General features: G+C 56.9%; 9 protein-coding genes and 1 pseudogene. 3 read left to right on the top strand and 7 right to left on the bottom strand.

The genetic code is table 11. From position 1 onward, the window contains the following. Positions 1–20 precede the first annotated feature (20 nt). Together art_RS16905 and art_RS16900 are read left to right on the top strand one after the other, a co-directional pair. Positions 21–1,454: an MFS transporter gene (locus tag art_RS16905; protein WP_216699555.1), complete on the top strand. Its 1,434-nt coding sequence runs from the start codon at positions 21–23 to the stop codon at positions 1,452–1,454. Positions 1,455–2,118: 664 nt separating this feature from the next. Beyond that, positions 2,119–3,365 (top strand): annotated as a pseudogene (locus art_RS16900) (IS256 family transposase). A gap of 137 nt (positions 3,366–3,502) precedes the next feature. On the opposite strand, the gene art_RS16895 reads toward art_RS16900, so the two are convergent. Further along, positions 3,503–5,488, bottom strand: a complete 1,986-nt coding sequence (locus tag art_RS16895) for a hypothetical protein (RefSeq protein ID WP_038466724.1) — start codon at positions 5,486–5,488, stop codon at positions 3,503–3,505. Positions 5,489–5,976: 488 nt separating this feature from the next. On the opposite strand from art_RS16895, the gene art_RS16890 reads away from it, so the two are divergent. After that, positions 5,977–6,948, top strand: a complete 972-nt coding sequence (locus art_RS16890; protein WP_157875333.1) for a hypothetical protein — start codon at positions 5,977–5,979, stop codon at positions 6,946–6,948. A 254-nt stretch (positions 6,949–7,202) separates the two neighbouring features. Here art_RS16890 and art_RS23040 read toward each other — a convergent pair whose 3' ends face one another. From art_RS23040 to art_RS16855, 6 genes are all read right to left on the bottom strand, one after another. Further along, a complete protein-coding gene (locus art_RS23040) occupies positions 7,203–7,646 on the bottom strand; it encodes a DUF262 domain-containing protein (protein ID WP_038466721.1) in 444 nt (147 codons plus the stop codon). Positions 7,647–8,355: 709 nt separating this feature from the next. Then, on the bottom strand, positions 8,356–9,258 hold the full coding sequence (locus art_RS21215; RefSeq protein ID WP_157875332.1) for a hypothetical protein: 903 nt from the start codon (positions 9,256–9,258) through the stop codon (positions 8,356–8,358). Then, positions 9,255–9,950: a helix-turn-helix domain-containing protein gene (locus tag art_RS16875; RefSeq protein WP_157875331.1), complete on the bottom strand. Its 696-nt coding sequence runs from the start codon at positions 9,948–9,950 to the stop codon at positions 9,255–9,257. Before art_RS16875 ends, art_RS21215 begins: the two co-directional genes overlap by 4 nt. A 601-nt stretch (positions 9,951–10,551) precedes the next feature. Then, on the bottom strand, positions 10,552–11,352 hold the full coding sequence (locus art_RS16865) for an ABC transporter ATP-binding protein (RefSeq protein ID WP_253901610.1): 801 nt from the start codon (positions 11,350–11,352) through the stop codon (positions 10,552–10,554). A gap of 94 nt (positions 11,353–11,446) precedes the next feature. Beyond that, on the bottom strand, positions 11,447–12,370 hold the full coding sequence (locus art_RS16860) for a FecCD family ABC transporter permease (protein WP_367643745.1): 924 nt from the start codon (positions 12,368–12,370) through the stop codon (positions 11,447–11,449). A gap of 152 nt (positions 12,371–12,522) precedes the next feature. Then, positions 12,523–13,590 carry an iron ABC transporter permease gene (locus tag art_RS16855; RefSeq protein WP_082000376.1) on the bottom strand — a complete coding sequence of 356 codons (1,068 nt, stop codon included), beginning with the start codon at positions 13,588–13,590 and terminating at the stop codon, positions 12,523–12,525. Positions 13,591–13,720 lie beyond the last annotated feature (130 nt).

Raw genomic sequence — 13,720 nt, 5'->3', positions numbered from 1 at the left:
GAACACTGCGAACAATATCCATGATTCATATTTCATTCCATGGACTGTCCACACCGGACAGGGTGGTTTTCGGCCGTCACCTCTTAGTCTCAATATCTAGATGCCCCACAGCGTCGGCACCAACTTTCAAAGGAGAAATGATGGTAGTTCAAGAGCAACTCGTCCCGGGAAAACCCGGAACCGCTAAGAAGTCCTCGGCCACCAAAGTGGCGGTCGCGAGCTTCATCGGCACCAGCATCGAATGGTACGACTTCTTTCTTTACGGCACAGCATCAGCCCTCGTATTCGGCAAAGTGTTCTTCCCGTCCGCTGACCCGCTCATTGGCACGCTCCTAGCCTTTGGTTCATTCGGGGTGGGTTTTGCTGCCCGTCCGCTGGGTGGGGCCATCTTTGGAAATCTGGCCGACAAGGTTGGGCGCAAGAAGATCCTCGTCGTCACCTTGCTCATCATGGGCTTTGCCACCGCCGCCATCGGATTGCTGCCCACTTATGCACAGATTGGCGTTTGGGCGCCCATCCTCTTGGTCATGCTCCGCCTGATCCAAGGCTTCGGTGTTGGCGGTGAGTGGGGTGCCGCCGTCATGATGGCTGTCGAGCACGCCCCCAAGGGGAGGAAAGGATTCTTTGGTTCCATACCCCAAATGGGTGTTCCAGTTGGAACCATTCTTTCCACGGGCGCCTTTGCCCTGCTGACCATGTTGCCGGATGAGCAGTTCCTGAGCTGGGGCTGGCGAATCCCGTTCGTTGCAAGTTTCGTTCTGGTGATTGTTGGCTTGGTTATCCGCATGACCCTGGATGAATCGCCTGAATTCGAGAACGCGCTCAAAACAGGAAAAGTTCAGAAAATGCCGGTCAAGACTGCCATCACCGAGCATTGGCGTGTCATTCTGCTGGCCGCCGGCATCCGTTTCTCAGAAAATTCGGTCTTCTATGTTGTGACCGTTTTTGCCTTGACTTACGGCGTGGATGCCCTGGGGCTCGAAAAGGGGCCGCTCCTGAGTGCTGTGCTCATCTGCTCCGCCGTCGAGTTTGTTCTCATCCCACTATTTGGCACATGGTCAGAGAAAGTTGGTCATAGACGGCTCTTTCTGTGGGCGGCCGCCGCTTCCATCGTCATCGCTTTCCCTTTCTTCCTGATGTTCAACACCGGAAATTTTGTGGTGATCACCTTGGCCATGACGGCTGCCATTGCCATTGCTTGTGCCATGTTCGCACTGGAGCCGGCGATCATGGGTTCGCTCTTTCCGGTGGAGATTCGTACCAGTGCCGTTTCAATGGGCTATCAGCTGGCTGCCGTGTTCGCAGGAGGACTCTCTCCCTTCATTGCAACCGGGTTGTATGCCTGGTCGGGACGCCAATGGTGGCCGATCGCCGCATATCTGGCGGTCTTGGGTATCATCAGCTTCGTATCCATGCATTTTGCAACTAAGGCCGCAAAAATCACCGTCGAGTAGGCGTACCACCATGACAGAGCGTCAGCTACAACAGACGGCCCAAGCGACCATATAGATTGACAACGACCGGGTGCGGGTTACCGAATGGAGATTTCCTCCGAATTCGGAAACAGGATGGCACATTCACGAATTTGACTACGTCGTGGTCCCGATGAACACCGGCCAGCTGACGTTACACACACCATACGGAGCTACTGTCAACGAATTGTCTTTGGGCAGCTCATACCAGCGGCCAGCCGGAGGTGAACATAACGTCGTCAATGCGTATCCGGTTTGCTCAGGTTGGGTCAGCGGCAGCCGTCAAGCGAGCTCGAATCAGTCTTATTCGTCGCAGAACCCATTCTGGCGCTCCTGAAACGTCCATGGTTGGCGCAACTTCGGATGGACATCCAGTCAACCTGAGCTAACCGGATACGCACTACGTCGTCAATGACGGACTCGACGAGTTCGTTTTCATCGAAATGGAACTGAAGTAAGCATAGGAATGGACAAGGCCACGACACCGTGCGAGCCAAACTTCGATCGACCACGGTGACATCTCGGTTACGTCCCGTGGAGTGGTGTAGTTCCCGGCGTCTGAGTATCGGATTTCCGACGTGAAGAGCCATCGTGCGATGGTCAGTGAGAACCGATCAAAGTTACTCACAAAGGACACAAACACACGATGGCTCTAGACCAGTCTGCCCTGCTCGATCTTCTGGGACAACTCAAACTCACCGACGTCTCCGACCGGATCCGTACCGGGACCGAAACCTTGTATCAACAACTCATCGAGGCTGAGGCCACCGTGTTCATCGGCGCCGGCCCCTTCGAACGCTCCGAGGCGCGCACCACCCAGCGCAACGGCTCCCGAACCAGGACTTTGACGACCACGGCTGGGGATTTGAACCTGAAGATTCCCAAGCTGCGGAATGGCTCGTTCTTCCCTGCGTTGCTCGAACGGCGCCGTCGTGTTGACCGGGCCCTCTACGCCGTGGTGATGGAGGCCTATCTGCACGGGTTTTCCACCCGCAAGGTCGACGATCTGGTCAAGGCACTCGGGGCCGACACCGGGATTTCCAAGTCCGAGGTCTCCCGGATCTGCGAGGACCTGGACCATGAAGTCGGTGCTTTCCGTGACCGTGACCTCTCCACCATGGACTACCGGTACGTGTTCCTCGATGCGACCTACTGCAAGGCCAGGGTCGGGCACCGGGTCGTCTCCCAAGCCGTCGTGGTCGCTTTCGGGGTGGCGGCGGACGGGCGCCGGGAAGTCCTGGGCTTCGATGTTGGCGACAGCGAGAACGAAGGGTTCTGGACCGCGTTCCTGCGTTCCATGAAAACCCGTGGACTCGACGGGGTGAAGCTGACGATCTCCGATGCCCACATAGGCTTGAAGAAGGCCATCGCCATGGTCTTCCAGGGAGCTTCCTGGCAGCGCTGCCGGGTGCATTCCATGCGAAACGTGCTCTCGATCGTGTCCAAGGGATCCCAGGACATGGTCGGCTCAATCATCCGCACCGCCTTCGCCCAACCCGACGCCGAACACGTGAACACCCAGTTCGATGAAGTCACCAGAATGCTGCAAAAATCCCATCCCAAAGTCGCCGCAATGCTCGGCGACGCCCGAGAAGACGTGCTCGCGTTCACCGGCTTCCCGACCCGGCACTGGCGCCAGATCTGGTCTACCAACTCATGGAACGGGTCAACAAGGAAATCAAACGGCGCACCGATGTCGTCGGGGTCTTCCCCAACCCCACAGCCCTGCTCCGGCTCGCCGGCGCCGTCCTCGTCGAGCAACACGATGAATGGGAAGCCGGGGACCGCCGCTACCTCTCCGAAGCCTCCATGACCGAACTCAAGACCATGAGCACCACAACGCCCACCCCAGTAGAAGAAGGAATTTTGCTCCCAGAACTCACTGCAGCATAATCAAAGCACTGACCCGCACGGTGTTGAGGAAAACTCCACCACTCCACGGGACGCAACCTGGGGGTACGCAATATTGTGGGAATGTGTGAACGACGGGTCAAAACAGAGCCAAGACTGTCCGGCGTTGACTGCATGGCCTATTTAAAGGGTGTGTTGGCGCGAATCGAAGCCATGAGGTCCACGAGCTGGCCGTGCTCATCACTTTCCATCCACGCTTGCGCATCCGGCAACGTAGAGAAGTACTTCCGCCCACCGACCAGCAGCACTCGGCTTTCATAGCCGAAAGAGTTCCTTTCCGTCGGATTAAGCACCAGTACGGCATAGGTCAATCGGGGGTCCACTGTCGAAGGCTGCACTGTCTTGCCAGGCGCAACGAATACACCGAAACGTTTGGGCCAGTTGAGAACCTCCATTGGAGGCTTAGGTAAAGGGTAATCGGCTGCCCCTGTGGCTTGAGCTGCATCGAGTATCTTGGAAGTGACTGTTAGGGTGCAATCTGTGCAGGGTTCCTGAACTATAAAACTCCCAGTGTGCATGGGATCAAGAATAGGCATAGTTATTGGCAAACCCTCAGAGCCCCAAACCAACAATGCCTGCAGATGCCCAAGTTGTTCCCCTTCAGCGTTGAGAATTTTGAGACCAACGTCGCTCTCAATAACCGCCCAACTTGCTGGGTATTTGAAGCTGAACGTCAGGTCCGCACTGGTCGTTGTGAAGGTTTGGAGTGAAGCCGACTTCTTTGCGGCGGCGGCGTCCTGGATCGCCTTAAGCGAGGGGCTATAGAGGAATTGACGGGTGATGTCCGTCAATCCCTGGTCACCGACTGAGGTCATAATCCGGGTGGCCATTGAAGCTGCGGAATAGATCTTCAGAATCGTCTTCATCTTCGCGGCCGCTGGTTTGAGGCGATTCGCCAAGGCCGTCTTGGATGTTTTAGGCAACTTCTTCGTCAGAAACGCCAGAGCACCATTGTGCAGACCGTCGAGACTAGTCTCGATGCAACTCATCGATGTCGTAAAGAGGCTGACTGAGTCCGTTCCGACAACACCGTCGTTGACATCATAGGCGCATTGGGCCAGAGCCAGGGCGGTGAAAGTTGCGGCAACGTCGCCGCCTACCGCATCCTTCAATTCACTGTACAGAAAACCAAACGCCGTATAGACCCACCCCACGCTGACTTCGATAAGTGGCTTGTCCCATTTGCCATCGGCATAGAATTTCTCGACGGCCCCCCTGTTGAAGCCAAAGCTATATTCGCCCAAAGGCTGCACGATGTAATCGTTGGTCGTTTTGTTCACTGAGGACAGGTTGGCCATGGCCAGCATGTTTACCATTGTTTCCGGGCCCATCCCGTCCCAGAGATCTGACCATTTATACTCTGGGTCGAGCGCAGTGGTGATTTTCGCCGCGTACCCTCTGTTCATCTTCAACTTCGCGACCAGGATGTCCGGGTTGTAGGCGTCCCTGCCACCACACCAAAGGACCGGTCCATTAATGTCGTCAAAGAACTCCGGCTCCACCCAGTCTGGTAGCGGCGCATCGCAGGTGACTCCCGTAGTTGCCGCGTTGCCCATCACTTGATTGGCCGCATTGAATAGATAATCCCAAAATCCATATTTGGAAAAATGAGGCACTTGCGCAGTCGCAATCATCCTGTCGGCAGACAGGTCAGTAGTTGCCGGTTCCCAAGTCTTTACGTCTTCATTCCAGTGCGTAATGAGCAGCTCATGGCCCTCTGCCAAAGGCGCCGGGAGGTTAATCGATACCAGAGCACCCGCTTCCGGAAACTCGCCGTGAGTCACCTCAAACTCTGCAACCCCGACGAGTTTAAATGAGTTAGGAGCTGCCTCGATCATCTCTTCCGTAGGCGCAGTGGGCTTGATCGCAGCCTTGGTTCCTAAAGACGAAGGAAATGCGACAGCAACCGAAGCACCTTCGGTTCCGAGCTGCACGCCATCAGTTAGCGGCTTGACCTGATGCCAGACCAGCAGGCCCACCACCAAAGTTGCTGCTGTCAGGAGAGCGCCGATGATGAGCCAAAGGGCTTTGGGTGCGTACTTCCGCACAACAGTAGTCATCTTCACATCCTGCCAGACCATATCGGCCAGATGCAGATGTTTCACTAACTCCAGAGACCAACGACATCTTGGAGCCAGATGTCAACCAAAACTTGAGCAGCCGGCCCTAGAGAGCTGTCAGAACTCATTGCCACCGCCCCGAGGGCAAACAGATCCACTTCCCGGTTCCTGTCCGGGAAAGACTCGGTGCAGCCACACGGGGGAACCACCCACGAACGGGGTCCGCTGGAGTGGCTGAGGTACAGTAAATTCCAATGCGACCGATTTCGGCCTCCCATCAAATGCGAAATTATTTCATAACCACCGACTGTGAGGCAGCCTTGAACCACCGACTGTCCCTTGGTCTTTGACGCATGCTGAATGCAGCCCGGAAAGTGGCCCACCCAAAGCTCCGTCCAATGCGAAAATACCTTCCCGGCTGAGCAGGATGCCAACCGTCCGGGCCGGGACGTTGATGCTGCCCGCCAACCCGAATCACATGAATTTTCTGATATCAAGCGCCGCAGAAGCTGGTGCAAAAAAGGGGTAAGAATATGGTGAATTACTACCAAGCGAAGATAAATTCCCTCCGGAATATTGAAGCGAATACGCAAAGCACATCAACAGCAGCCTGGATGACTGCTGGCTTTCAAGCAGCCACCGCAGACCAGACCCGTCGTGCGGCGGCTGCTCAGGAAGAGCAACTGGCTCTCCAGCAGAAGATGGCGCAGCAAACAAGGAATCATCAATTCGCGATGTGGCGGCAGACCCCTGATGGCATCGCCTACCTGCAGTGGAGAGATAGGGGCATCCATCTGGCACAGTCCATCCGCAACCGGGACTCCGATTGGAGACAGGGGTGGGCGCGTGTCATTGGACGAGCGCAAGCCGAAATTCCCCAAGATGAGATACGGCGATTTGTGAACCACCCTGCTCGGGTGAGGCAGGTCAGGCTAAAAGTGATGTCGATTCTCGGTTTTGTTGTTGCCGGCCTCGCCGGGATCGGTCTACTGTTCAACCTGCTCATGGGCAAGATCGCAGCGTCCATAGACGCAGGCGGCGCATTGACCTACGACGAATGCTTGGAGTTACTCAAAGATCCGGGCACCATCATGACTCCGGGCAACTGTGAAGCAATAAAGCCAGACGATCCTGTGGGCGCATCGATGGCCTGGTTTGTGATCTTGTTTGTGATTGCCGTCGGCTTGGTGATCCTGCGAACCGTGAAGCGGCATGCGGCTCGGACGGACCCAACTGTGCCCAATGAGGCACAAGCGCGCGTTGGACGCTGGGGTTTTGACCCTCTCGCTGTTTTCCCAGGCTATGTGGGTTTCACTTGGTATGCGCGTCAGAAAGACGACGAATACGCGGATCAGCTCATGTGGCTGGCCCTCAACGGACCTGAACGCCTGCCGATGCAGTCGGAACTTATCCGGCTGGAGATGCCACTGGCCGCCCAACCACATGAAAGCCATCCGGTGGAAGTCAATGAGGTTCTCAGCAGATTCCATCAGGAGCGTTCGTAGCAGTTTTTAGGTTGGAGGCAGCGTGCGAGCACGCCCACCATGATTTGTTGCAGGGTTTCTAAGGCGCCATAAAGCACGGTGTCCACCGCTCTGGATTCTGGGGTGGAGAGCCGCTTCCTGGTGATGAAGTGTTGGGCCCGGGACGACGCACCGGAGACGGCCAACGACTATGCAAACCGGTTCATTGCCAACTAGCGCTGACCGCTGCGGGGACGGACACACCGGCTTCCGCACACATGGGCTGCATGGACACCTCAGCGACTGCCCCCAAGCCGACCTTTGAAGAACGCCGGCTGGAGCGAAACATCAAAAACCAGCGCGAAATATGGGAGGGATGGGTCGACCGCCTCCTGCGCAACGGACCAAGCGATGTGGAGGCAGCGGCCGCCATTCATGCCGCTGCTGCCCGGTACAACTATGCGGTCAGTGAGCGATGTCAGGCGCTGCTGGCCGTCCACGACAAGGAATTTGTTGACACCGATTGCGCCGAAGTCAGGACTGCTCGCAAGTACGAGGGAGCCGATGAAGTGCGATGCCTTTGGATCGTCACCCAAGGCGCGCCCCAACTCTACGACGTCAGTCCACAATTGGCGCAACTGCTTGTTGCCCCACGAGTACACGCGTTGGTAGAGCGGAATCTGGTACTGCTTCTTGCCTTCGAGAACGCCGGCGAGCGTCCCATTTTCTGCGCGAACCACACATGCCTCCTAGGGTTCTTGGTAGTAATAGAACGAGATTACAGGGCAAGTACATCGGGTGGCCGCAGCCGACATCGGTTCTATCGTGGACTTAATCAATAACTCCGGATCCAGCGAAGGTGCGCACGCCTAATTGCGAGAACCCCGGGAGCGGGCCATGACAAAACTACGTCCATCCTGTATCCGGCTATCAACGTCGGCGCGGGAAGGGGGTAATCCAGTCGCCGGGGATCCTCAGGATTCCAACCGTTGTTGCTGAGTTGGATAGGCAGGTGGAATTATTCTGCCAAATTCGCACGGAAAGCTATCGCCGCAGGTCAGAGGCATGTGCGATGCCTCAAATCTATCGTCAGCTATCAACGTTCATCACCCCGCTGTCGCCTCTATCGTCAATTTCGACTTGCCAATAGTCGTTCCTGGCCTTTGTTGGTGCGAACGGCGCGCAACAATGGATGGTACTGAAGAGTGGGCAATTGTCGCCCAATTTAATGTGTTTCTAATGAGTCGGTTACATTCATCCGTTCTTTCAGACCAATGCATAACCATCCCAAAATATTCGATGCCGCATCGTTGACTTCTGAGCGAGATCCCATGCAGGCCAGTCGACGGCTTCAGCATCACGTTCGTCCAGTCAGTGTCTTGGACACGCCTGTCCAGGTTCGCCCTGAAGCGCCTACGGCAGAGACGGGCGCGCACAAGTCTGACCTGCCTAGCTACTTTCGATCATTTGAAATCTGGCGGAGAATGCGGCCAGCCAAGTGTCGACGTCAGCGAGCAAATCCTGCTCTTGAAAGCGTGTGGCCAAGCTGTCGACCATATGCTCACGAACAAGAGTGGCGTTCTGTGCGGAGTACATGGCAATGAGGTGACTCACTCCCTCGTTGACAACGTTGCGGATCTCGGCGTGTGCTCGAGCATGGAACATCATAGTCTCGGCAACTTCAGCGCCGTCGGTGACCATCATCAGCAGGGCGATATCCCCGGAGTCCTTCGGTCGTAGCCTGTCCGGACGCCGAGACACCTCAGCCAGCCGTTCGTGGACTTTATGGGCCTTGGCAATCAGAAGCGCCGAGGGACCTGCCACATAGGATTTGGCGGAAATGGTGGGCTCTGCGTCAATCGTGGATATTTCTGTGAGGACTCGGTCGTGGACTGCCAGTTCCAACCCGTAAGCCCGGGTCGTGGCCTTGTCCTGCCCGACAATCCTTGCTGTTCGGCCCTTCTTGCCGGCATATCCTTCAGGCACCAGAAGATCCACGGTTGCGCGTTGCTCCCACGGCAGTCCCCGTTCGCTGGAATACCCGTAGATCCCTGGACGTTCCTCCCGTGCAGGCTCCAAGCCAATTGAAGCCATGAGATCTAGTATTTTGGGGTCTTCCGCGACAAAGACCGGATCAATAACAAGGTCGCCGTCTCGTGTCGATTCCATGTCAATGGGTCCCCACTTCTTTTGGACCCAAACATGAACCGCATGCGCACCGACAATAGTTAGCGCCTCTGCATACGGACCCAACGCAATAATGGTCGTGATCAGCAGCCGTCTCGAGCGTTCAGCCCCATACCTGGCATCTTCCATGCGCGGCTGGCGAGGAATCCCTGAACTATCGCTCATGCTGCTTGAGCAAACGCTGGCAGGAAGCTGAGCGCAACATCGGCCTGGCGCCCCGGAGAAGCCAGAGCGTCAAGCATCCCCCACTCCGCACTCACCATGGCTGTCCCCTCCACCTTGCGCATGAACCGACGCGCGCTCTCCGTCGACGGCAAAACCACAACACTTGCCTTCGCAGAAGGCGACATTGCCGGCAAATCCATTAGCTTTTCAGGATCATCGACATACACGACGGGCGTGAAGGAACTGGTCTGGGAAACATCACCTGAGACAGCCTCCAATGACGAAACAACGGGATTCGCACCCTGCTCTTCAAGCCGCCGGACGAACTCTGCGAGGGAAGAATCAAGGGCGAAGATGCGCACACCAGGCCTCTTTGCAACAGGAGCCAGATTCGCCGTCTGAGCCAGTTTCCCAAGGAGCCGACGCCGCTCTGCACCAGTGGCATTTTGGATACGGTCCAAGGCCACCGCATAGGGCACGTCACTACCCGAATCAGACAAAGTTTCCGTCAACTGAAACCCAGCTCCTGAAGCGATCCGCTGCAACATCGCATACGTCGGCTCAACTGCTCCCGACTCAATCCTGGTGATCGTTGAAGCATGCAGACCAATAAGCTCAGCAAATGCCGTCTTGCTGAGCTGCCGCTTGAGGCGCATTCGAGTAACGATAGACGCCGCTGTTGGAGTAACCATACAACCAAGCCTACGGTCAGCATTGCATATATGCAAGGGCCCAATCAGGCTCACGTTGAGCACTCGCGTAATACTGTAGATGCCTCATTTCGCGAGCACTTTAGTTGAGTCTCCCCCTCTACGTCCGCCTCGTGGAGAACACTAGTACCCGCACGGAATCTACAGGATTGCTGACCCCCGGGGTATTGAAATGTGCGACTCCCAATATGTGCGCGACGGACACTTCCACAAGGCTGGATTTCGAGGCTTGAAGTCGGGGCAAATAGTTGACGTGGATTTGGCTCCAGAGCCGGGGAACCCGGCTGAGAAATGGGCTGTCGCGCTCAAGGCCGCTGGCCAGAGAATTGGATATGTCGCCAGTGATTTTGCATCACTGCGGCAGGATATCGTGGCACGGCTCAACAAGTCAGGGAAGGCCGTTGTCGCAACTGGCCTTATTGCCGATACTGAGGGCCGGACCGCGAGCGTGTTCTGACCCTGGTTGCGGTGGACTATCCATTTTGGGGTCCTCCGCAGAGGATCGTTGAACGGAGGTCTCGCGAGCTATCGAGTTTAACGTCTTGATTGGAACTGCTTCACGGGAGCATACCTGTCTCAGTCACTATGAAGACGGCGCTGACCTGTCCCGGCCCAGGGGCGTGACCGTGGGTGTACCGGTCACAGGGTCGGGCATGACAACACACCGCAGGCCGAAGACCTGCTCGACGATGTCAGCCGTCACGATCTGATCAGGCGTCCCTTCGGCAACCACTGCTCCGTCCTTCATAGCGATCAAATGCGTTCCATAACGAGCGGCCTGATTCAGGTCGTGCAGCACCGCAACCATGGTGCGTCCCGCGTGGTGCAGGTCGGTGAACAGTTCCAGGAGTTCGATTTGGTGGGCGATGTCCAAGAAGGTGGTCGGTTCATCGAGCAACAAGATATCAGTCTGTTGCGCTAGGGCCATCGCCACCCATACCCGTTGACGTTGCCCGCCAGAAAGCTCGTCGACCAGTCGAGCCGATAGGTCAGTAACGCCGGTGGCCTCCATGGCTTCGATAACGGCATCCTCATCGGTCTGCGTCCACTGCCTTATCAGATTCTGGTGGGGATACCGTCCCCGTGCCACTAGGTCAGAGACAGTGATCCCGTCAGGCGCGAGCGCAGACTGCGGCAATAAGCTCAATCTGCGCGCGACGTCTTTTGCTTTGTACGTATTGATCGCTCGCCCATCAAGGACCACTTGCCCTGCTGTTGGCTTCAGTAGACGCGAAAGTCCCCGCAGTAGAGTCGATTTGCCGCAGGCGTTGGGACCGACGATGACGGTGAAAGAGTTGTCGGGTATTGACACACTCAGATGCTCGGAAATGAGGCGCTTGTCGTAGCCTATCGTGGCGTCCTCGACCCAGAGTCTGGTCGGCACGGAATTTTTTCCCTCTGCATGCGTGGAGTTTCCGAGGAGGGTGTTGTTCTTCACAAGGGTTCCTTCATTGGCTTTTCATTCGGATACTACTCGTTCAGGCACGGCGCCTCACCTCGTGGATCAGAAGCCAGACCAAGTAGGTGCCACCGATCACTACCGTCACCAGTCCTACCGGAAGTGCGGAAGGCAATAAGTGCTGGGCTATGTAGTCGGAGCAAGCCAGTAGCAGCGCACCCACACACGAGGCTCCGCCCACTGTGACGCCCGGTGTGCGGGTCAGACGACGAGCGATTTGCGGGGCCGCCAACGCTACGAAAGTTATCGGGCCAGCAGCCGCGGTAACTGTCGCAGTCAGTGCAACACCGACAATAATAAGGCTGAGCCGGGCGGGTTCAGCTCGCACGCCTAGGGCCTTGGCCGCGTCATCACCCATTTCAAGTTGGCGCATCGGACGGCCCAGCAACCCACATACGGTCAATAGCACCGCGATGACTGCTGTAGCCGTCAACACTTGTTCCCAGGTGATTGCATTGAGCGATCCTGCACCCCAGAGGGAAGCGCTCATCGCTACTTCAAGTTCGGCAGTGAGCATCAGCCACGTGTTTAGCGACGCGAGCATCGCACTGATAGCTATGCCAACGATGATTAATCGGAACCCCTGCAGGCCACGGTTGTAGGCAAACACATAGACGACCAGGGCGGTGGCCAAGCCGCCGGTAAGGGCACCTGCGGCGATTTGAAGATAGGAACCTCCGACGGCGAGCATCACCAGTAGCGCGCCGGTGTAGGAACCGGCAGAGAAGCCGATGATATCCGGACTCGCCAACGGGTTCCGTGTCAATGATTGAAAGATCGCTCCGGAGGCACCCAGTGCCGCACCAAATACCAGCGCCGACAATACGCGAGGGGCGCGCCACTCCACCACCACCGTGTGCGCGAGGCCGTCTTGTTTGCCAAGCAAAGCCAGGACGACGTCTCCGAAAGTGAGCTGAAACTGGCCAGAGGCGAGAGCAGTCATGCTGACTAATATCGCGACAGCGACGATGAGCAGGCTGGCAACGAGGGGACGTACATTGAAGCGCAACGAGACTGGGCCCCTCCGAAAGCGTACAACGGCGCGGCCGAAGTCGATTCGGGCTTTCCTTCCGGAGGTATCTTCCATCACGGAGTTCACAGGCCACTCGCCTTCTTGCGACGGATCAGCACGATCAGGACCGGCGCGCCGATGAACGCTGTCACGATACCAACAGGGATCTCACCTGGACGTATCACCACTCGGCCCACAATGTCCGAAACCAACAGTAGGATCGGAGCGAGCACCATAGTGTAGGCAATGATCCACCGTTGGTCCGGGCCAACGATCCACCGCGCAATGTGGGGAACCATTAATCCAACGAACCCGATCGGCCCAGCGATCGCTGTCGCCCCACCGGCCAGCAGGGTGACCGCGATGATGGCGGTCACTCGCATACCCATAACGTTGACTCCCAACGAATTAGCGAGATCCTCCCCAAGCGCAATCGCGTTCAGAGGACGAGCAATGAGCAGTGCCAGCACGAGTCCGATCACTAAAAACGGCAGCACTGGTCCAATGACGTCCAAACTCCGCCCGGTTACTGACCCCGCATTCCAGTTGCGCATCTGGTCAAATGCCTGCGGGTCAAGCAGAGTCATGGCCGTTGTGATCCCTGCCAATACAGCACCCAACGCCACACCCGCTAGGGTGAGCCGGATGGGATCCGCAGGCCCCCGGCCAGCCGCACCGATCAGATAAACCGCGACCGTCACCACCAAGGCACCCCCGAATGCAAACCACACATACCCACTGATCGATCCAACGCCAAAGAAGGCAACTCCGAGAGCGACGAAAAACGCTGCACCCGCGTTCACTCCAAGAATGCCTGGGTCGGCTAGAGGGTTGCGTGTCAGTGCCTGAATCAAAGCACCTGACACGCCTATGGCAACCCCTACCGTTAACGCGACGAGTGTTCGCGGCACTCGCATATCACGCACTATGGAGTCATTTTCGGTGCCAGTGGGTTGGAAGAGCGCATGCCACACATCAGATACAGGGATCGGAGTCAATTTCGATCCGATCGTAATACTCAGAATCGCAACCGCAAGCAACCCTGCCACCGCCGCCAGCAGACCGAGCGAACGAATGCTGTTCCTGTGTGCCACGCCCTGTGGCGTGCTTTTGGCTGGTGGTTGAGTGTTGTTGACCGTTACTGAGGTCATGCGGCAACCACATTCGTGAGACCGCACTCATTCCAGCAGTTCGATTGTCGGTGCGAGCTCAGTGACTGCAAGAGAGAAGCGACATTCATCGGTGAATTTCCTTATTCGGAGCGGGGCGGAAGCCTCCTGA

The sequence above is a fragment of the Arthrobacter sp. PAMC 25486 genome (assembly GCF_000785535.1).
In the GTDB taxonomy this organism is placed as follows: domain Bacteria; phylum Actinomycetota; class Actinomycetes; order Actinomycetales; family Micrococcaceae; genus Specibacter.
Note: the sequence above shows the minus strand (reverse complement) of the source record. Positions and strands in the feature narration are given on the sequence as shown.